Below are 20,373 nucleotides of genomic sequence, written 5' to 3'. Positions count from 1 at the left end.
CCTCGCCGCACCAGGTGCGGCAGCCAATTCAAGCACGAAACCCAGCCGGGACGATCCGGCGCGGTCAGAGGTTCTCCGGCACGATCTGCACCAGCACCCCGCGTATCGGCGGCATGCACGAATCGATCCAGACCTCTGCAGCCCCGCCAAAGACATCCAGAGCAGAAACCGCAAAGGAGCAGGCGCCGACGGTGTCGGCCGCGCTGACGCGGTCATACTCGGTGACGAGAATCGATACGCCCGAGCCCAGGCCCTCGAGCAGCTCGCTCTCCTTGATCCCGCTCACGCAATCCAGCCCCATCGGCGTCGAGACCCAGACGCCGTCGTGCTTGATCGCCTGAACGCGCGTGCCCAGCTTTGGCGTTTTGCCGCCAGCGATGAGCGTGGCAATGAACTCCGGGTGGGCCTCGGTCCGGACGGGGACGTAGCCCTGCAAAATGGCATCGACCCACTCGTCGTCCACGTAGGATCCATCGACGACGACCTGCCTCACGCAGACGCGAAAGGCCGGTTCAGGTCTGTTGCAAGTACCATAGTTTGCGTCGCAGACCTCACCGTACTGGCAGGCCTCACAGCGCCCGGCAGCATTGCCGCAGCGCTGGTTGCTCTGGCCCTTCCCCACCCCGAGCTCGACGCAAAGACCCGCGTCGGTGCAGCAGCCGCCGCAGCTCGACTGGCAGCGGGAAAGCGCGTCCGCCTGGCCACCCGGTAAGGTGGAACCGGAGGGTACGCTGCACCAAGTTCCCGTGACGGTGCTTTGCACCTGCGTGGCCGGCACGCAGGCCTGCTGGGCCGCGTGGCAGCACTGCACCTGGGCGCCGGGCTGCCCTGGCGCGCAGGCCGCACAGTAGGCTGGGAGCGTGCTCTGCTGCGGGTTGGTGCCGGAGCAGGGTCCGCAGACCTGGCCACCGAAGCCGCACTTGCCGGTGAGCGTCTGCTGCGTCGAGAGCACGCAGCTCCCGGAGGCCGCGTCGCAACAGCCGCTGGCGCAGGTGCTCGGGCCACATTGGGCGCCCGCGGCCGGCACCGTGCCCGTGTCGCTCACGCCCGTGATGGTCGCCGGCACGCACCCGTTGGGCCCGCAGACCTGCCCTGGGGCGCAACCCGAGGAACAGGTGTCGCCCGCCAGCACACCGCATCCGACCGCCAATCCGCAAAGTAGGACCGCCGCACTCGCGGACGCGAGCTGGCTGAGGCGGACGAGCGACCCGCCGTGGCGCACCTCGCGGCGGAGCAGCCTCGACTCGCAGGTTTCCACTCGATCAGCCGAGAAATAACGCTGGGCGGTGCCAAGCGTAGCGTTTCGGGTACGGTCAATGGTCATCATGCCTTCGCCTCCGCTCGTCAAACACAGCAACAGGCGTGCCATCCCTCTCCAAGATTTAAATCCTGCGCCAGTTCGACAGGTTATGCTTTCAGATGGCTCGTAGCGGCGACGCAGGTGGAGTCAGCTGTCCCGGTCAGTGGGCCTGTTAGTCCGCAACCTTGTCCCGGACCCAGAGGAGGGAGCCCCGGCTACGGATAGGGCTTGCCGCTCTAGAGCTGCCCGGCGGGCGACGGCGGAGGACGCAGAGGCACCGCCGTCGAGGACCCGCCGCGCACGGGTCGCCGCAGCGACCGCCGGCTGATGCGTCGACGGGCCCGAGCGTTGCGGGTTGGTGGCCGCGGCGGAAAACCCAAGGACGAGGGCTCAAGCCCCGGAGGATCGCTGCTCCTGCGCCAGCACCTGCACGACCTCGGCGACCATCGGCTGCGCGCGAAGCTGCTCCAGGGGCAAAGGGAGGCGACGCTGCCAGTTCGCGTGCTCGTCGGTCGTGCCGGGCAGGTTGGCCTGCTCGCCAACCCCGAGAAGATCTTCGCATTGGACGACCATCACCTGCGACGGGCAGCGCGCGAGGTAGCGGTGGATCGCGGCCACGACGGGGCCACTCAGCTCGGGCAAGGCCGCAGCGTTGGTCCCCACCCCGGCGGGCAGGAGGCCCTGCCGTTGGAGCGCCGTCAGCAGCTGCCAGCGATCGCCCGCGCGTGCATCGTGTTGCTGACGCACCTGGTCGTCGGAGCCGTAATGTCCCAGAGCCGCGCGGACCTCGACGTCGCGTCCGCGCCAATACCCCTGCAGGGTCGGAAGATCGTGGGTAGAGACAGCCACCAGGGCCGCCTGAGGATAGGCCTGGGGCGGCAGGAACTCCCCCATGGCACCGCGCTGAAAGAGCATCGGCCGGTAGGACAACAGGCCGAAGCGCTGCATCGCTTCGCGCACCTCATCGGGCACCGTGCCGAGGTCCTCGCCGATCAACAGGCAGTGGTTGCGGTGGCTCTCTAGCGCCACGATCCCCAGCAGCTCCTCGAAGGGGTAGCGGACATAGGCACCGTCGGCAGCCGATCCACCGGGCGGCACCCAGAAGAGGCGCATCAGGCCCATCACGTGGTCGATGCGCAGCGCACCGGCGTGGCGCATGTTCTGCCGCAGCACGGCGATGAAGGGCCTGTAGGCGCGCTCGGCGAGCAGATGCGGAATCATCGGGGGCAGCCCCCAGTCCTGGCCCGTCGGACTGAAGTCGTCGGGTGGCGCGCCGACCGAGGCGGACATCGCATAGACCTGCTGCGCGGCCCAGGTCTCGGCGCCGCCCCGATCCGTGCTGACGGCGAGATCGGCGTAGAGGCCGACCCCCATCCCGAGCTGAAAGCAGCGGGTGCCGACCGCGGCGAGCTGCTGATCGGCCAGCCATTGCAGGTATTGGAAGAAGAGCACGCGTTCAGCGTGCGCGGCGGCGAAGGCAGCGACCGCGGGCGACGCCGGGTCGCGAAAGCGCTCCGGCCACCACGGCCAGCCGCCGATCATCCCCAGTTCATGCCAAAGGGATTCCTGCAGTGCCTCGTAGACCGCGTGCAGGCGCAGCGCCTCGCCGCCAGCGGCGACGAAGGCCGCGAAGTCCAAACCGCGCTGCGTGGCCGGCTGCTCATGCGCCGTGCGGAAGTGCTGAAAGAGCTGCTCGAGCACGGGCCGCTTGATGGCCGCGACCAGGCGATAGTCGACGAACTCGGCCTGGCGGGCTTGCTCGAGCCGCCGCTGGAACTCGGGGGACTGCACGCTGCGGCGCGCCTCCTCGCATTCGTCGAGCTCGGGCACGGCGGCGACATCGACATAGAGCGCGTTGAGAAAGAGTCGACTCGATGGCGCATAGGGACTGCGGTGCAGCGGATTGTGGGCGAAGAGCGCGTGCAACGGATTGAGGCCAACGAGCGCGGCGCCGAGCGCGTGCCCGAGCTCGACCGCACGCCGCAAATCGCCGAAATCGCCGATCCCCCACTGCGGCTCCGAGCGCAGCCCATAGAGCTGAAGCGACAGCCCCCAGACGCGGCGTCCGTCGGCGATGGCCTGCGGCTGATAACATTTCGGCGGAACGACGATCAGGGTCGTCTCCGACTCGCGACAATGCCGTCCGCGCCACTGCTGCAGGACGAGCTGGTGGTAGCCGAGCGGGAGATTGACCGGCAGCTCGATCGCATAGCATGCGTAGGCCTCGCCATCGATCGCGCGCTCTCCAACCACCGCCAGCTCGCGCGGCCGCACCAAGGCCTCGTAGCGCTGGCCATCCTCCAGACACAGCCGCCAGCGCAAGCGCCCCCGTTCCACGACCCGCGGAAGCGAGAGCTTCAGCCTGAGTGGGGACGCGCCTGCCTCCTGCAGCACGAGCGCGGCCGGCAGCGGGCGACGCCACCGACCTTCGTCGTGCGCACGCAGCTCAGCCCCGACCTCCGCCGTGCTTGCGACGGAGAGCCCCATCGCGTGCAGCAGCGCCTGGGTAGCCTCAGGCCCCACGCGATGCAGCGCGCCCCAGATATCGTAGTAGTGCGGCTCGATCCCGTAGCCCTCGGCCAGGCGCGCGAGCAGGTCAGGATCTGGCGGTGCTTGATCGCTCATGGGACTGGTCATCACGCCCTGATCGAGTGCGACGCGCAGGCTAACCCAGTGCGCTAGCTAAGCCCAGCGGAAGTGCCACCGCCATGGCGTCCGCGGCATCCGCGGGGGCGCAGCGCTGGCCACTCGCTCGCTCGCTCGCGTGAATTAGCCCTTGCCATGAACCGATGCGCTCAGGTAGATTGAAATCGTTACACGGAGGTGAGTCATCTAAGGCAACTGAGGGTGGTTTCAACATTGACCCCATGTGCTGCTCCGTTACCCGGTGGGGGGTGTCGCTTCACAACGAGAGATCGTCGTGCTTGTGACCACGAAAGCCGGGTGCGCAGCCGAATGCTTGGAACTACGTCCTTCGAGGAACCCTCTCGGTTGCCTTCGATGACTCATCTCCAGACCGCTCCCCGCCCAGCGCCACCGGCGCAGTGCGACCCACTCGGTTACGACCCACTCGGCTGCGACCCGCTCGGTTATGATCCGGAAGGACCGCTCGGCGAGCGCTTGAGGTCGCTGGCGTCGCGCGATTTGGCGCTTCAGCTACCGAAGCGGGCGCCGCGCGGCCGATTTGACCGAGGCGCGGACGGCCGGTATAGCTTTCATCCATCGTGAACAGCCTGGCCAAGCTCTCCTTCCGCGTCCCCGAGGCAGCGGCCCCCGCCGTCGCTCAGCTGCTGATGGATCGCGTCGGACCCGGCCTCGAGCAGCGCGATGACGGCACGCTCTCGCCGCCCCCTCCCGGAACGATCGAGCTCATGGTCTGGGTGCCGGAGGCGGACGTGGCCTCTCACGTGGAACACGTCGAGCGCCTCGTGGCCTCGCTGGCCCAATTGGACGTCGCCGCCAATGACGTCTCGTGGCAGACCGATGCGGTCGCGACCGAAGACTGGTGGGAGGCCTACAAGCAGAGCTTTCGCGCGATGCGTGTCGGTCGGCACTTCTTGATTCGCCCGAGCTGGGATGCAGAGGCGGCGGTTGCGGCCGGCGATCGCCTGATCGAGTTGGATCCCGGCATGGCGTTTGGCACGGGGGGCCATGCCAGCACCCGGCTCGCGCTCAGCGCGATCGAGCGCCTCGACCAGCGCGGTCATCTGCCGCACGCGGCGCTCGACGTCGGCTGCGGAGCGGGCATTCTCGCGCTCGCCGCCGTCAAGGTCTGGCCCGAGCTCCAGGCGCAGGCCATCGACGACGACCCGATCGCCGTACGCGTCTGCCGCGAGAACATCGCCCGCAACCAGCTCGAGGCGCGGGTGACGGTGACGCAGCAGGACGGCGCGGCGATCACCGGGAGCTACGATCTGGTTCTCGCCAACCTCAGTTTCGACGTACTGACAGCGCTCAAGCCCACGCTGACCCAGGCGCTCAGCGCGACCGGGCGACTGGTGCTGAGCGGCCTGCTGGCCGAGCAGGCGGCGACCATCGCCCGTCAATACGGCGCCGAGCTGGCCCTCGAAGTGGAGTACAGCGAGGAGGATAGCGGTTGGCGCGGCCTGTTGCTGCGACGCCGTGCCTGAGCACCGCGCGTGAAACACCTCTTCGTCGCTCCCGAGGACATCACGGCCGAGGGTGTGCGACTGCGCGGTGACGATTTCCACCACGTGGTGCGGGTCCTGCGACTCCGCCCCGGCGCCGACCTCGCGCTCGTCGACGGGACGGGGATGCGCTACACGGGGCGCCTGGCGCGGATTGATCGCCGCGAAGCCTGGGTCACCCTCGACGAGCGGCAGCTGTTGGCGCCTGACCCGCCACCGCGCCTGCTGCTGATCGACGGCCTGGCACGCAGCGAACGCACCCATTGGGTGCTGCAGAAGGCGACCGAGCTGGGCGTCGACGAGTTCGTGCCGGCGCTCTGCGCGCGCAGCGTGGCCCGCCCATCCGACGTGGCCACCAAGCTCGAGCGCTGGCAGGAGATTGCGCGCCAGGCCGCCCGCCAATGCGAGCGCGCGCGCTTGCCCTTGATCCACCCGCCGCGCCCCTGGGCAAGCGCCTTGACGCAGGTGCCGAACGAGGCGCTGCGCCTGGTCGCGATGCCGGGCGCGAGCGGACTGGCAGCCCTCGAAACGCGGCTCCGCGACGAGGCGAACGCGGTGGCGATCGCGGTCGGCCCCGAGGGCGGTCTGACGGCCGAGGAGCTGCAACAGGCCCGCGACGCCGGCTTCGAGCCCGTGGCGCTGGGGCCCCGCATCTTGCGCACCGAGACGGCGGCCATCGCCCTGCTGGCTTTGGCCGCCTATCTCTCGGGGCGCCTCGCGGACTGATCGTCGATCGGGCACCCTGGCCACCGCGACCTCGGCGGCTTGTGTTCGCCGCTCGCGCCGATATAGTCCCGGGATGTTTGAAGGCGCTTCGCTCGCACCGTCCCCGGTCGACGGTCCCACCGCCTCCGCCGCCGCAGCAACAGCCGCCACGCGCAGCGCCGACGCACCCGTGGTCTACGTCGTCGGCATCTGGCGCCGCGCGGCAGCCGCGCTGATCGATGCGCTCGCGCTGCTGCCCCTGCTGCTGCTGGCGGCCTGGGTTACGACCTGGGTCGCGCCGCGCGTGACGGCGCAGGCACTGCCGCAGCGGCACGCCGAAATCGTGATCGAGCTACTCTTGCGCGGAGACCCCGCGCTGGTCGCCCTGTTGGTCATCTTCGCGCTGCTCGGCACTCTTTATCAGGTGGTGTTCATCGCCGCCCTTGGCGCCACGCCTGGGCTTCGCCTGCTGCGCGCGACCGTCATCGACACGTTCGGCGCCCGACCCAGTGCCTGGCGCGTGCTGCTGCGCTGCGCCGGACAGGCGCTCGGGCTGCTCTTGCTGGGGTTGGGACTGCTTTGGGCCGCCTTCGATGCCGAGAAGCGCGGCCTGCAGGATTGGCTGGCCGGCACCTACGTCATCCGCCGCGCGTCGGCGAGGGGAAGATGAACGCGCGGATCAGCTCGATGCTGGTGCAGCGGGGCATTGTCGACGTGGCGACCCTGCAGGAGGCCCTCGCGCTCCAGGCCATCCGCGGCGGCACCCTCGACACTGCGCTGCTGGAGGGCGCGCAAGCCGAGGAGGCCGTGCTGATCGATTGCCTCAGCGAGAGCAGCGGTTGGCCCCCGGGTTCGCCGCAGGCAATCGATCCGTCGGACCCCGCGCTGGCCGCGACGCTGCCGGTCGACACCGCGCGACGCCTGGCGTGCTGCCCGATCGCGCGGCGCGACGGCCAGGTGCTGCTCCTCTGCTCCGACGCCACGGACGCGGCCGGACTAGCCCGGTTGCGTGCTGAACATAGCGAGGCGCTGGTGCCCTTGGCCAGCACGGAGGTCCGCGTCGAACAGGCGCGGGCGGTGGTCTACGGACTGACGCTATCGCCCCGCTTTGTCGCGCTGCTCGAGCGCCTGGGTCCCGTGCCACCGATCGTCGTCGGGAAGGCGGACCGGGCAGAGCCGCCAGCCAGCGTCGGCCAGGGGCGCGGACCGGCGCAGGCCGCGGTGACCGAAGGCGCGGCCTGCCGGCCGGCACTCGCAGCGCTCAGCACCGCGGAGGGCAAAGCGCTCTTTCTCGCTGCCGACGATCTCGCGATTCTGCCGGGCACGCTCGCCCAAAGCAGCGAGGCGACACCACCTGATCCAACCGCAGGCGCCGAGGCCGACTCCGACCTCGCGCAGGGCGTCGACGAAGTGACCACCCCCGGGATCGAGCGCATCGACGCCCTCCTCCCCGGCGTGGCGCGCCAGTTCATCGAGCAGGCCTCGGATCGTGACGACGTCCTGCTCTACCTGCTGCGCGGAGCGCACTCCCTGCTGCCTGCCGTCCAGATCTTCGCGGCGCGCAGCAACCGACTGCAGGGGCTGATCGCTGTCGTCGGTGGGGAGCTCGACCGCAGCGCCGTCCGCCGGCGCCGCATCCCGCTCAGCCTGCCATCGTTGCTGTCTGAGGCCTGTCACCAGCTCGAGCCCTACCTTGGCCCATTGACCGACAGCGCCGGCAACGCCACGGCGATGCTGCGCGCAGAGGTGCTGAGTTCGCAGGTCGTGTTGGTGCCCGTGGCTGTCGGCGGCAAGGCGATCTGCTTGCTTATCGGGCATGACCCCACCGATGCCCCGCTCGCGGCGGGAGTGCTCGAACCCCTGCGCGCGCTGGCCCAAGCGGCCGCCACTGCGCTCGGCCGGCTGATCGCCGAGCAGCGCCGCCAGAGCGCCGAGTTCCCGTCGAGGGCCGCAGCGACCGCCGCGCGTCGGCCGGCGCAGGATCCACGCACGCCGGCCGACGCGCCACGGTCGCATGCGCCGGAAACAGTGCGCTCACCGACGCGCGTGAGTCGGCGGCGCCAACGCGCTCGCGTGGCTCCTGCGCCGCTCCGGCGTCCCGCGGAAAACGCGGGACCCGCGGCCGAGACGCCGGCCGCCAACACGCCCGCAGGAGCGCTGCCGATCGAGGCGCTGGTCGCCGCGATCGCGCAGCGCGGCCCGCAGCACGGGGCTTTAACCGCCGAGCTGCGGCGCCGCGAGGCCAGCGCTCTGGCCTGGCTGATGGAGCGCTTTCCCGGCCCGTCGATCCCCGCGGAAGCGCGCGTTGACGCGCCATCGCCGTCGGCTGAGACCCAACCCATCCTCTACGCGCTCTCGTTGCTGGGGCGACGGGTGCTTCCGGCGCTGGCATCGGAACTGACGAGCGAGGACGAGGGGCGGCGCCTCGGCGCAACCCTGCTGCTCGGCGAGCTCGTCGACGCTGAGGCGATTGCGCTGCTCGCTCTGCGGCTGCGCGACGCCAGCCCGCTCGTGCGCGCGGCGGCATGCCGCGCCGTGCTGCGCATCCGGCGCCACGATCAGCTAGCGGACGCCCGCGACGAGCTACGCACAGATCTCGCGCACCCAGAGCCACGGCGTCAGGCTGCGGCCATGGTCGCCCTGGGGGCACTTGGCGACAACGTCGCCGCGCCCTCCTTAATCGCGCTCTTGCGCGACCCTCGCGCAGAGGTGGCGCAAGCGGCCCGCCTAGCGCTGGCGCTGCTCACCAAGCAGGACTTCCATGACGACGTCGCGGCGTGGACCGCGTGGTGGGCCCGGCACCGTACGCGCCCGCACACCGAGTGGCTGATCGAGGCGCTGACGCACCCGGCGCTGGAGCTGCGCCAGGCAGCCGCCCTCGAGCTCTATGAAACCACGGGCGGCGACCTCGCCTACGACGCGAGCGCCCCAGCGCCCGCGCTGCTCGCCGCCCAGGAGCGTTGGCGCCGCTGGTGGGCGACCCAACGCCGGAGCCAGAACCCTGACCACGGAGCCACGCGGGGCAAGCGGCACACCTGAAGGCACCGGCCACGCGTTGGCCGCGCAACAAGGGCCGCCCGCGATCCGCGGCGCTCGAACACGGATCGGCGCCGCGATACTCCGCATGGACGCCTCACGGGGTGCGCATCCGAGGTCGGGGAGCGGAGACGTTGCCGTGATCATGCTAAGGGTAGTCCGCCCGGCAAGGACGTTGGGCCTTCGGCTGGCGCCTCGCGGTCGGAGCGACAGTTGAATCGGCGGCTGAATCGGCGCGCGCCACAGATCCGACGGGCAATGGGTCAAACACCCGGCGGCTCACTTTTCTAGGAGATGAACGAACGCCATGTTGGAGACATTGAGCAAGGGATTCCGCGCCGCTCGCGAGCAACTCGCCGGCGTGACCGAGCTGAACGAGAGCAACATCGACGAGGCCCTGCGCCAGGTGCGCCTCTCGCTGCTCGAGGCCGACGTCGAGTTCAAGGTCACCAAGAACTTCCTCGAGCGGGTCAAGGACAAGGCGCTCGGCGAGACGGTCAAGCTGCGGGCGAGGGCCAAGGGCCGCAAGATCAAGGTCTCCCCGAGTCAGCATTTCGTAAAGATCTGCCAAGATGAGCTCGCCGCGCTGATGGGCCCGGCGGATGCCTCCCTCACCTTCGCCAAGAAGGGGCCGACCTGCATCATGATGGTCGGGCTGCAGGGCTCGGGAAAAACCACCACCACCGCCAAGCTGGCTCGGTACCTCGAGAAGAAGCGCCGCAAGCCGATGCTCGTCGCGGCAGACGTCTACCGCCCGGCCGCCGTGGAGCAGCTCAAGGTCCTCGGCGAACGCCTGACGCTTCCGGTTCACGCCGAGCCCGGCGCCGATCCGCCGACCATCTGCGAGAACGCCGTCCAGGAAGCGCACCGCCGCGGCCGCGACGTCGTGCTGCTCGACACGGCGGGTCGCCTGGCGATCGACGAGGCGCTGATGCAGGAGCTGGAGGAGATCAAGCTGCGCTGCCGCCCGGCCAACATCTTCCTCGTCGTCGACGCGATGATGGGCCAGGACGCCGTGCAGACAGCGCGCGTCTTTCACGAGCGCCTGACGCTCAGCGGCGTGATCCTCACCAAGCTCGATGGCGATGCGCGCGGCGGCGCCGCCCTCAGCATCAAGGCGGTCACCGGTGCGCCGATCAAGTTTCTCGGGATCGGCGAGTCGCTGGACAAGCTCGAGGAGTTCCGCCCGGAAGGCCTCGCCTCGCGCATCCTCGGCATGGGCGACGTCGTCGGGCTAATGCGCGACTTCGAGGAGGTCGTCGACGCGGAGCAGGCCGAGCGCGACGCCATGGAGATGCTGCGCGGGCAGTTCGACATGTCGGACTTCCTGAAGCAGATCAAGACCATCAAGAAGATGGGCTCCCTTGCCGATCTCTTCGACAAGATGCCCTTCTTTCCCAACGGCCTGCCCGAAGGCCTTGTCCTTGACGATCGCGAGCTGCCGAAGATCGAGGCCATCATTCACTCGATGACCGAGGAGGAACGGCGGCATCCCGAGGTCTTCCTGGTGAAGACAAAGGAGCGAGCAGGCAGCCCACCGGAGCTCCAGTTCAATAGCGGGCGCGTCAAGCGCGTCGCGCGAGGCGCGGGACGCAGCGATCGCGAGGTGCACGAGCTACTCGAGAAGTACTCGATGATGAAGCAGATGATGCTGGAGATGGGCTCCAACCTCGGACTGATCGGCAAGATTCCCGGATTGAAGCAGCTCGCCCAACTCAAGCAGATGGCGGGGCTCGACGTCGAGAAGCTGATGCAAACGATGGGCATGCCGGGTGCGCCCCAGGCGGAGGCGCGCCATCACTTTCGTCCGCCCCAGACCTCGGCCGGACGGGCCAAGAACAAGCATAAGCGCAAGCTCGCGCGCGACGCGCGCAAGAAGCGCCGTTAGCCCGCAGGCGGTCGATCGTGACAGGCGCGCCCCGCGCAGCGACGCGCGTGAGAGGCCCCGGCGCGCGAGCGCGCCGGAGGGCGCGGCCTTCCTAGCGGCATCCTGCGCCCAGCGACCTCGTTTTCGGAGCTCATAGCGCCAGATACGCGATCAACGCCGCAGCTCCGAGCACGAGCATGGCGCCGCAGAGCCAGTAGACCCAGTCGTACGCACCACGCGCTGGCGTCGGCGCGCGGCGGGAGCCGGTATGCTGCGGACCTGCTTGCACCGACGCAGCAGAGAGCTCAAAGGCAGCGCCTGGGGATAGCGGGGTCGCCGAGTCCGGGTCGCGCAGCTCGCCCGCAGTCTGCCGGGTGCTCGGCGGGGGCTCGGGGCTGGACGCTCCCACCCCCGCACCGACCGGTCCGCGGAGCCGAGCGAGCACCTCCTCCACGGGGTCCCGATAGCGCAAGAGCACATTGCCAATCCGCAGCTCGTCGCCGTGGCAAAGCGCCAGCTCACCGCGGACGCGCTGCCCGTTGACGAACGACCCGTTCTTGCTGCCGAGGTCAATCAGCGTGGCCCCCGCCAGATCGGCGCTGAAGCGCGCGTGCTCGCGACTCGCATCGGCGTCGGTCAAGACCAGCTGGCATCCAATGCCGCGGCCAATCAGCGGCGCGCTGCCAGGGTTGAGCTCGAGACGCTCGCCCCGCTGCGGCCCTGACATCACCTCCAGGAAGGGCGCCCCAGGCGCGACCGCTCCGGCCATCAGGGCCTCGCGAGCCATGGCGCGGGCATAGCTGGCCGTGCGCTGCGGCGTCGTCAGCGGGCGCTCTGCCCGATCGGCAGCCACCTCCAGCACGTAGTCGCCGAGTTCGAGGACCGAGCCGGCACGCAGCTCGACCGCGCGACCTTCCACCAGCCGCCGGCCGTCCAGGCGCGTGCCATTGGTCGATCCGAGGTCTTCGACGACGAGGGCTGCACCCTCAAGACGGAGTCGCGCGTGGACCAGCGAGACGCCCTCGTCGGGGAGCTGAACGTCCGCCGAGGCTGAGCGGCCGATGACGATCTCGGCGCGCTCGAAGCGGTAGACGAAGCTCGTCGCCCCGGACGGGGCGCCACTGCGTCGACGCACACTGAGGCAAAAAACCGTCACGGCAATTCCCGCCCTTGGCCGCCTCGGACGAGGCAAGGCACCCGCGCGGCGGGCAGTATCGGCGGGCGACGCTAAGCTGACAAGTCGCCCCAGCAGTCGCCCCAGCCGGAGGTCCCTGCGACGACGCGCGCCGGACCTCAGCAGGCGCGTGCTGCAGCCTCAGAGCCTCGGCGCGTCGCGATCGGGCGACGCAGAGGCCAACCAACGCCGAACCCGCTCGGTCTCCGGGCGGAGGTCCGGCGGAGCCTCGGCCAAGAAGCGACGATAGGGATCGCGCGCCCGCTCAGGCTGGCCCCGTCGGACCAAGACATCGCCGAGGAGCAGCTGCGCCGCGGCGTACTGGGGTACCAGGCGCACGGCCCGACGCAGGCGCTGCTCCGCCTGCTGCCACTGCTGGGCCGTCGCCAGGACGTGACCGAGCACGAAGTGACCGGGCGCCCACGCCGGTTGGCGCCGGACGACCCGCCAAAGCTCAGCCTCAGCGGCGTCCCTCCGGCCGAGCAGCACGAGGGCGACCGCGAGCTCATAGAGCGCCGCCGCATCGCTCGGATCGAGCCTGACTGCCTCGCGCAGTGATGGCTCCGCGGCGGCCAGGTCGCCACGAAGGCGGAGGAGCTGGCCAACACATCGATGGGCGGCGCCGAGCCCGCGATCCAGTTCGAGCGCCGCGCGCAGCTCGCGGTCGGCTGCGGCAGCCTTCCCGCGCTGCACGAGCACGCAGCCGAGCTCGGCCCGCGCCGCGGCCAGCCACGGGGCCAGCGTGATCAGCTTGCGCAGCTCGAAGCTCGCGGCACCGAGCCGACCGAGCCGCAGGAGGCTCAGCGCCAGGTTGAAGCGCGCGTTGACGTAGCCGGGGTCGATGGCGAGCGCCGCGCGAAACGACTGCGCGGCCTCGCCGTGATCGCCGCGCTTCAACAAGATGACGCCCACGTTGTTGTGCGCCTCGGCGAATTCGTCGTCCTGCACCACGGCGGCGCGAAAGCGAGCGAGCGCCGCGTTGAACTGCCCTCGTTGGTGCGCCACCAGACCGAGCCCGTTGAGCACCTCGGGACTGCGGGGCCGGTACTCGAGCGCCAGCGCTAGCTCGGCCTCAGCACGGTCCACCTGCCCGGCGGCGAGCAGCTGCGTGCCGCGCCGCTGGTGGACGGCGGCAGGACCCCGCAAGGGCGCGTGCCCGGCGCAGGCGAGGATCGGAAGCAGTGCGAGGGCTGCTGCGAACCGGGCAACGACGGCCAAGGCAGCGATGGGCATGATGCGTTCTCCATGTTAGGAAGCTGCTCGGCGCGCGTTATCGACGGTGGCCCCGCCAAAGTTGCTCCCAAGCCAGTTGCTCCCAAGCCAGGTGATGCTTGCCATGCCAGCTCCGGTCGGCCCCTCGTTCACCTGTTCGGGTTGCGGCACCCGCTTCAGCCTCCCGCCAGCGGTGGTGGAGCGCTACCCCGGCTGGGTGCCACGCCTCTGCCAGCAATGCCGCGGCCAGGGGCAGGGCAAAGCCGCACGCTTCGGGCGCGAGTCGGCCGCGCGACGACCAGGCGCCGAGCACGCGTCGTCGGCCGCGCAGCCGCAGATCGAGGCCAACCTGAGCCCGCGCGAAGTGCTTGAGAAATACGATGGTGGGCCCTACGAGGGGGTCTTCACCGACGGTGCGTGTTCGGGCAATCCGGGGCCGGGCGGTTGGGGCGTCGTCGTGGTGCGCAACAATGAGATGGTCGACGAGCGGCATGGCCGCGACCCCGACACGACCAACAATCGCATGGAGCTGATGGCGCTGATCGCGGGCTACGAGCTGCTACCCGAGGCCGCACGCACCGTGATCTACTCTGACAGTCAGCTCTGCGTCCGCACGATCAACGAATGGGCAGCGGGATGGGCCGCCCGCGGGTGGCGGCGCAAGACGGGCCCAGTGCAGAACCTCGAACTGGTCCAACGCGCCTACGCGCTGGCCCAGGCTCATCCGGGGATCGAGCTGCGCTGGATCAAGGCGCATAACGGCGCGCGCTGGAACGAGTACGCCGACGCCCTGGCCACGACCTACCTGCGCGAGGCTGGCGCCTGATCGAGCCCCCGCAGCAAGGCGTGGGTATAGATTCCCGCGTCGTGGCCGTCACTAAAGGTGATGCGTAGCGCGTAGCGACCAACGGAGTCGACGCCCTTGGCCGTCAGGTCGTCGCTGACGGTCGTGGGGTCGAGCCTCGGCGCGCGGGTCCACTCGTCCACGCAATGCGCACAGGGACAGTGCCGCCGCAGCTCGGCAAGGCGCCAGCGGCCCACCACGCCGTCAGTCCAGTCGATCCCCAAGGTATGGGCGTCGACCTGATAGATCCTGCGCACCGCGTAGTCGTCGCTCGCCATGCTCTTCCTCCCCCACCCGCGCGTCGCGGACGGTCAGGCGTTCCAGCCCAGCGAGAAGCTCTCGAGGGCGTCACCCCGGTCGAGATGCAGGGTCGACAAGCGCGCGGCAATGGCGCCAGCGACGGCACGATACGCCTGCGCCGCCGGCGAGTCAGGCCACTCGACGACGATCGGGCGACCCTGGTCGCCGCCGCTGACCACGCGTGGATCGATCGGAATCTGTCCCAGCAGGGGAAGACCGGCTTCAGCGGCGATCCGTTGCCCGCCCCCCTCGCCAAGCAGCGCATGCTGCTTGCCACAGCCATCGCAGATGAAGTGGCTCATCGTCTCGACGATGCCGAGGCGCGGCACCTTCGTCGTCTCGAACATCGCGATCGCCTTGCGCACATCGATCAAGGAGATGTCCTGCGGCGTGGTGCACACCACCGCGGCGGTCACCGCCGCCTGCTGCGACAACGTGAGCTGGATGTCACCCGTTCCGGGCGGGTAGTCGACGATCAGATAGTCGAGCTCGCCCCAGTCGACATTGCCGAGGAACTGCGTCACATAGCCAGAGGCCATCGGGCCGCGCAAAATCGCCGCACGACCGGGCGGGATGAAGAAGCCGATCGACATCACCTTCATTCCAAGCGCCGACGCGGGGCTGATGACCCCGTCGGCGCTCATCGTCGGCTCCTCGTCCACCGTGAGCATCGTCGGCACAGATGGTCCGTAGATGTCCGCGTCGAGAATCCCGACCCGAGCGCCCGATTGCGCCAGCGCGACCGCGACATTGACGGCCGTCGTGGACTTCGCGACCCCGCCCTTGCCAGAGGCGATGCCGACGATGTTCCGCACGGTCTCCAGCACCTTGCGCCCTGCCAGCGGCGCGCCACGGGTCTCGGCCTTGAGCGCAACCGCCACGTCGCTCACGCCAGGAAGCGCCGCTACTGCCCGCTGACAGGCCGCCTGAAGCTGCTCCCGCACGGGACAGGCCGGCGTCGTGAGGACGAGGTCGAAGGTCACGCGCCCGCCGGCAATGGCGACGCGCTGGACAAACCCCAGGTCGACGATGCTGCGCCGCAGGTCCGGATCCTGAATGGGTCGCAGGGCCTCGACCACTGCTTGCTCGGTAAGCTCCATCGGCGTCCTCCTCGATTAGCTGCTGCCGTGGGCGTATCTACCACAGACAGCAGCGCGGGAAAGCCCGCGGGCCAACCCTCAGTCTTCGAAACGGAAGGTCCGCTGGCTCGAGGCGGCGATCGCGCGGCTGCGCAGCGTGCCATCGGCCAGCAGCTCGACGACGCGAGCGCCGCGCTCGGGTAGAGCGAGCGGATCGACCCGGCCTGCATCGTGCTGGCCGCGCCATGCCGAGGCGCCAAGCGCCCGCGGGCGCTGCGTTCCCCCTGATAGCGTGGGGAGCACCACGCCGCCCGGCGCAAACCCGGCCGGCCCGGGGGCGGCAGCGCGCGCACGACCTCCCGCGACGGACCAACACCTAGCGACTCGGTGGCCTGCCGTGAGCAGCACCTCGGACTGACCAAAGCGCAGCGCCAAGGCCAGTCCACGCCGCCTCGGCATCGAGCGCCGCCGCCGTCCCTTGCCGCCGCCTGTCCACAATTCGCAACGCAGCGCTTCGAGCCGCCAGTCGCGACCGGTGAGGGCACGCGGCGGTCTCAGGCGTAGCCGCTGCGGCGCGATCCATCGTAGAACCCGCGCGAGCGCCGGCGCGGAGGCCTCACCGACGAGCCACAGCTCACCGACCTCGATTGCCCCGAGCACGGCGATCAGGCCGCCCAGATCGTCAGCGCTCTCGGCCGGCAACACGAGATAGTCGACGCGCTCGACGCCCGAACGGCGCAGCCATCGCACCAGCGGCTGCCGGCCGGCCTCGCCCGCCGCCGCACTACGCCCGGCGCCGAAGAGCAGCGTTGCGCCGTCCGGCAAGGCGATCATCGTCGGGCCGCTCCCCGCGGCGTCGAGCGTCGCGACGACCGCGCGGCGCTCGCGCGCCAAGCGCTGGGCGACGGGACCCGCGATGAGCGCGACCCCCGCGACCAAGGCCAGCCCGCGACGTGCGGGCCGAGACGTCAGCAGCAGGGCAAGTGCGACCGCGGCGAGCGCGACGAGGCTGAGGGGCGACAGGCTCAGGCGCAAAGCTGCCCACGACGGGGCAGCGGCCCAGCCGGCAAACCAATCGAGCCAGTGCACGGCACCGACCGCAAGGTGGAGCAGCGGCGCCCCCACGGGACGGGCGACCCCAGCAATCAGCGCACCGAGCAGCGCTACGGGCAGAACCAGGAAGGAGACAAAGGGCACGCCGAAGAGATTCGCCAGCGGCGCGATCAGCGAGACGGTCTGGAAGTGGTACGCCGTCACCGGGGCCGTTGCCAGCGAGGCGCTGGCACTCGCCAGGAGCAGCGACCCCACCGCGCGCTCCAGCCACGATCGACGGCGCAGCGCCGCGGCCAGCGGGTGGCGCGCGGCAAGTGCCAACCCGATGACCGCGACGAAGGAAAGCTGAAAGGCAGCGCGCCAGATCGCCCCGGGGTCGGTCACCAGCAAGACCAGCGCTGCGAGCGCCAGCGGCCGCACCAGATCCCGAGGCCGCCCCAGTACCGTGCCCGCCAGCACGGCCACCGTCATCACACAGGCGCGTTCGGTGGCGATCCCGGCCCCCGTCAGCGCTGTGTAGACGATGGCGGCGGCGATTCCGATCAGCGCCGCCCAGCGGCGAACCAAGGCGCGCGACGCAAGCATCGATACGCGGCGCAGCAGCGCGTCAAAGACGAAGACGAGCGTCATCGCCACCAGCACGAGGTGAAGGCCGCTGACCGCCAGGAGGTGGGCCATCCCCGCGCGCCCGAAGCGCTCGCGCTGCGACGCGCTGACCCGACCGCCGTCGCCGACGACCAACGCGGCGAGCAGCGCCCGCGCCGGCTCATCGTCAGCGGCCGCTTGCAGCACGGTCCTGAGGTGATGTCGCAAGCCCTGATGCCAGCGCGGTGCGGCACGCCCCAGGCGCACGAGTTCGGCCTCGGTGGTGAAAAAGTATCCGGATGGTTCGGTGGGGCGTGCGAGGGCGAGCCCTCCCTCAGGGGAGCGCGCTGCCGGGGACGACCTGAGCGTCGCTGGGCGCCAGCGGCCGCGCGCCACAAGGGATTGGCCCGGCCACAGCGGTGCGTCGGAGCGTGGTCGCGTCACCTCGACCTCGCCGCAGAACGCGGTCGCTGGCTCGCCGTCGGCGCCAGCGGCCCACACCGACGCGCGCTGACGTTGGATATCTGCGCCCCAGATCGGCTCGTCTTCGACCCTGAGCCAGAGGCGCAGGGCTCGGCTCCTGTTCAAGCGGGCTGCATCGCAGGGCGGGTCGCTGCTGCGCTGGTAGGTACGCGCGCGTGCAGCGCCGAAGAGCACCATGCTGACGCCGAGCAGCACGGCAGCCCGAAACGGACGGCGGTTCAACAGCAGCAGGCTCAAGAGCGCCGCGGCGAGTCCCACCCAGCCCAGGGCAGGGTGCCCTCCCCACAGCGCGCCAAGCACCAGCCCACCGACGTAGCCGGTCGCAGAGACCGGAAGGACCCATGACATGGTCGTGGTTATCGCCGGCGCGGCCTCAAGGTTGACTTAACTGTCGTGGACGATAGAATCCGGTGAAGCCATCAATATCAAATGAGAACTTGCCGACAGGCTGCGTCCATGCACGAAATGCCAGAGAGGTCACGCGCGGCCCGGCTGCCACCGCGGCGCTGGAGGACCCTCTGGGTGGTGGTATGCCTCGCCCTCGCCACCGCTCTTCCCGCGACCGCGGCGGCAGGCGGCGCGACGCTGCGCGGGGTCGTCCGCGTGCCCCCAGGCTTCGAGCCGCACCGCCCCTTCACCGAGCGCACGTACTGGAACCTCCCCAACGGCCTGCTTCCCACGGCTTCACCGTTGACGGACTGGCGCCGCTCGGTCGTCGTTTGGCTCGACGGGCGCTCGGCAGCTAGCCCATCGCGCGGGCCGGCCGACATCACCATGGCCGACGCGCGCTTCATGCCGCCCGTCGTCGCCATCGAGGCGGGGCGCTCGGTGCGCTTCCTCAACCGCGACTCGGTGCTCCACCTGCTCGAGCCGGTCAGCGGCAAGTTCATGAGCGCTGAGTCGGTCGGGCCTGGCGACAGCACGGAGACAAGGTTCGCCCAGCCAGGAACCTACCGCGTGCGCTGCTCCGAGGTGCCGCACATGGAGGCGACCGTCCTCGTGCTCCAGCAGGGTCAGGCGGCCGCGGTCGCAGGCGACAGCTCGTTTCAATTCAACAACCTCATTCCCGGCATCTACACCGTCCGCGTGTGGTATGCCGGCGAGTGGATGTTCAAGCAGTCCGTCGAGGTCGGCGGCAGGACCGTGGTCGTCGAGGCCAGGCTGCGACAGCCGCAGCAGCGCAAGGAGTAACGCGACCGTGTGGTTCTCTCGCGTCTGGGTCGTGCTGCTGGCCGCCGCGGTGGCCCTCGCCTTCGCGCTGCTGCTGGTGCTGCCGCGCCCGGCCGCGCGCCAGCTGTTCAGCGCGCACGCCTATAAGCTCGACCTGGTCCAGCATAACGCCCACCTGCTGCTCAAGCTCGATGCCCGGGAGGCGATCGACCGCGCGCTGGCCCTCTCGCGGGACCCGCGGCTGATCGACACGATGGAGCTCGCCAACGCGAAGCAGCGCGACCCGGAGCAGCTCCGGGCGAGGGCGCTGTCCACAATCGGCGAGCTCCTGGCGCCGCTGCGCCCGGAGCACCGCCCGGGCCTGGTGATCGTGGTGGATGAGCACGGCAAGCAAATCGCGCGCATCGGCCCCGGCGCAGAGAAGATGGTACCGGGTGAGCATGGCATTGCCGGCTACCCGCTGGTCGAGGCGGCCCTGCGTGGGCTTCTACGCGACGATAGCTGGAGCGTGCAGGGCCACCTGTTTACGATGGCCGCGGCTCCCCTCGTCAGCCGCACACAACAACGCTATCTCGGCGCGGTGCTGCTCGGCCAGGAGGTCGACGATGCCTTTGTCCGGCGCCTACGCCAGCGCCTTGTCAGCTCGACCGTCCCCTTCCTCGCCGCCACCGAGCTCGCGGTCTTCCTGCGCGGGCGCATGATCGGATCGACCTTCTCCTCGCCTGAGCTCGCCCGCCTGCCGCTGCAATTCAGCCAGCGCCGCGAGCAGATGCAACGCGACGAGCGATCCCCAGCGATCAGCATTGGGACCGGCGCTACTGCACACGTCGTCGTCATGGCGCCCCTGCGCGGCGAGGCCGCCGCCCACGACGCCTTCTACGCGGTCGTCGGCCCGCCCGCGGCGCGCGCCGACCTCGTGCCCGCGCTCGCCGAGCTGCAGCGCTCCGACTTCGAGCTGGCCGAGCTGCTGCAGGCGGCAGGGGTCTTCGTCGCACTCCTCGTGCTCGGGCTCCTGCTCTTGCAGCTCGAGGGCGACAGCCCGCTGAATCGCCTGCTGACGGACGTGCGTCGACTCACGCGCAGCGACATCCTGCGCCTCCCCGATCGCGAGCACCCCGGCCGACACGGCGAGATCGCCCGCCTGATCAACGACTACTTCGATCGACAGACGAAGCGGCCGGGACCCGGCGCGCAAGCGACCGGCAGGCGCGCGACCGCGGGCGTCGCCTCGCTCGAAGCGCTTCATAGCGGCTCACCAAGCGACCGGGGCGGCGAGTCGAAGTTCGACCCGGCTGTCAGGGATGAGTTGGCGCCGCTGATGGCGGCGACCTCGGGCCTGCCGCCGATCCGTGAGCTCGACATTGACCGCGCGCTCGACGAGGGGTTCGAGGAGCCGACCAGTCCGCAGTCACAAGGC

The 20,373-nt window shown here is 70.1% G+C and carries 15 protein-coding genes; 8 read left to right on the top strand and 7 right to left on the bottom strand.

The genetic code is table 11. The features are described 5' to 3' along the window. Positions 1–64: 64 nt before the first annotated feature. Together IPL40_15180 and malQ are read right to left on the bottom strand one after the other, a co-directional pair. Positions 65–1,045 (bottom strand): hypothetical protein, encoded by a 981-nt coding sequence (locus IPL40_15180; GenBank protein ID MBK8482483.1) that lies wholly within the window; start codon positions 1,043–1,045, stop codon positions 65–67. Positions 1,046–1,690: 645 nt separating this feature from the next. Next, a complete protein-coding gene (gene malQ / locus IPL40_15175; GenBank protein MBK8482482.1) occupies positions 1,691–3,937 on the bottom strand; it encodes a 4-alpha-glucanotransferase in 2,247 nt (748 codons plus the stop codon). A 587-nt stretch (positions 3,938–4,524) separates the two neighbouring features. On the opposite strand from malQ, the gene IPL40_15170 reads away from it, so the two are divergent. The 5 genes from IPL40_15170 to ffh all read left to right on the top strand — a co-directional run bounded on the left by IPL40_15170 (position 4,525) and on the right by ffh (position 11,077). Continuing rightward, positions 4,525–5,430, top strand: a complete 906-nt coding sequence (locus IPL40_15170; GenBank protein ID MBK8482481.1) for a 50S ribosomal protein L11 methyltransferase — start codon at positions 4,525–4,527, stop codon at positions 5,428–5,430. Between the two features lie 9 nt (positions 5,431–5,439). After that, positions 5,440–6,174, top strand: a complete 735-nt coding sequence (locus IPL40_15165; protein MBK8482480.1) for a 16S rRNA (uracil(1498)-N(3))-methyltransferase — start codon at positions 5,440–5,442, stop codon at positions 6,172–6,174. Between the two features lie 73 nt (positions 6,175–6,247). Next, a complete protein-coding gene (locus IPL40_15160; GenBank protein ID MBK8482479.1) occupies positions 6,248–6,823 on the top strand; it encodes an RDD family protein in 576 nt (191 codons plus the stop codon). Then, positions 6,820–9,192, top strand: coding sequence for a HEAT repeat domain-containing protein (locus IPL40_15155; protein ID MBK8482478.1), 2,373 nt, complete (start codon positions 6,820–6,822; stop codon positions 9,190–9,192). Before IPL40_15160 ends, IPL40_15155 begins: the two co-directional genes overlap by 4 nt. A 304-nt stretch (positions 9,193–9,496) precedes the next feature. Continuing rightward, a complete protein-coding gene (gene ffh / locus IPL40_15150; protein ID MBK8482477.1) occupies positions 9,497–11,077 on the top strand; it encodes a signal recognition particle protein in 1,581 nt (526 codons plus the stop codon). Between the two features lie 130 nt (positions 11,078–11,207). Here the strand turns inward: ffh and IPL40_15145 are convergent, their stop codons facing one another. Continuing rightward, positions 11,208–12,212, bottom strand: a complete 1,005-nt coding sequence (locus IPL40_15145) for an FHA domain-containing protein (protein ID MBK8482476.1) — start codon at positions 12,210–12,212, stop codon at positions 11,208–11,210. Between the two features lie 159 nt (positions 12,213–12,371). After that, a complete protein-coding gene (locus IPL40_15140; protein MBK8482475.1) occupies positions 12,372–13,463 on the bottom strand; it encodes a tetratricopeptide repeat protein in 1,092 nt (363 codons plus the stop codon). 103 nt (positions 13,464–13,566) lie between these two features. On the opposite strand from IPL40_15140, the gene IPL40_15135 reads away from it, so the two are divergent. After that, entirely contained in the window at positions 13,567–14,268 is a 702-nt protein-coding gene (locus IPL40_15135) for a ribonuclease HI (GenBank protein MBK8482474.1), read from the top strand. Here IPL40_15135 and IPL40_15130 read toward each other — a convergent pair. From IPL40_15130 to IPL40_15120, 3 genes are all read right to left on the bottom strand, one after another. Further along, complete coding sequence (locus IPL40_15130) at positions 14,244–14,564, bottom strand: DUF971 domain-containing protein (protein ID MBK8482473.1); 321 nt, start codon at positions 14,562–14,564, stop codon at positions 14,244–14,246. The two genes, IPL40_15135 and IPL40_15130, sit on opposite strands and share 25 nt — an antisense overlap. A gap of 33 nt (positions 14,565–14,597) precedes the next feature. After that, the gene (locus IPL40_15125) at positions 14,598–15,686 is read right to left on the bottom strand and encodes an Mrp/NBP35 family ATP-binding protein (GenBank protein ID MBK8482472.1); all 1,089 of its coding nucleotides are present in this window, start codon (positions 15,684–15,686) and stop codon (positions 14,598–14,600) included. 78 nt (positions 15,687–15,764) lie between these two features. After that, a complete protein-coding gene (locus tag IPL40_15120) occupies positions 15,765–18,134 on the bottom strand; it encodes a ComEC/Rec2 family competence protein (protein MBK8482471.1) in 2,370 nt (789 codons plus the stop codon). Positions 18,135–18,308: 174 nt separating this feature from the next. Here IPL40_15120 and IPL40_15115 point away from each other — a divergent pair, with 174 nt between their 5' ends. Both IPL40_15115 and IPL40_15110 read left to right on the top strand, forming a co-directional pair. Then, positions 18,309–18,977 carry a cupredoxin domain-containing protein gene (locus tag IPL40_15115; GenBank protein MBK8482470.1) on the top strand — a complete coding sequence of 223 codons (669 nt, stop codon included), beginning with the start codon at positions 18,309–18,311 and terminating at the stop codon, positions 18,975–18,977. Positions 18,978–18,984: 7 nt separating this feature from the next. Further along, positions 18,985–20,373, top strand: a 1,389-nt coding sequence (locus tag IPL40_15110) for a hypothetical protein (GenBank protein ID MBK8482469.1), incomplete at its 3' end; no start/stop codon positions are given.

The organism is Pseudomonadota bacterium (assembly GCA_016711215.1).
In the GTDB taxonomy this organism is placed as follows: domain Bacteria; phylum Myxococcota_A; class Polyangia.
This window is presented reverse-complemented; position numbering and strand designations above follow the sequence as displayed.

Coding starts and splice junctions, on each gene's coding strand:
- IPL40_15140 (MBK8482475.1), bottom strand. CDS start 13,463: ATGCCCATCGCTGCCTTGGCCGTCGTTGCCCGGTTCGCAGCAGCCCTC.
- IPL40_15160 (MBK8482479.1), top strand. CDS start 6,248: ATGTTTGAAGGCGCTTCGCTCGCACCGTCCCCGGTCGACGGTCCCACC.
- malQ (MBK8482482.1), bottom strand. CDS start 3,937: ATGACCAGTCCCATGAGCGATCAAGCACCGCCAGATCCTGACCTGCTC.
- IPL40_15125 (MBK8482472.1), bottom strand. CDS start 15,686: ATGGAGCTTACCGAGCAAGCAGTGGTCGAGGCCCTGCGACCCATTCAG.
- IPL40_15120 (MBK8482471.1), bottom strand. CDS start 18,134: ATGTCATGGGTCCTTCCGGTCTCTGCGACCGGCTACGTCGGTGGGCTG.
- IPL40_15155 (MBK8482478.1), top strand. CDS start 6,820: ATGAACGCGCGGATCAGCTCGATGCTGGTGCAGCGGGGCATTGTCGAC.
- ffh (MBK8482477.1), top strand. CDS start 9,497: ATGTTGGAGACATTGAGCAAGGGATTCCGCGCCGCTCGCGAGCAACTC.
- IPL40_15130 (MBK8482473.1), bottom strand. CDS start 14,564: ATGGCGAGCGACGACTACGCGGTGCGCAGGATCTATCAGGTCGACGCC.
- IPL40_15135 (MBK8482474.1), top strand. CDS start 13,567: ATGCCAGCTCCGGTCGGCCCCTCGTTCACCTGTTCGGGTTGCGGCACC.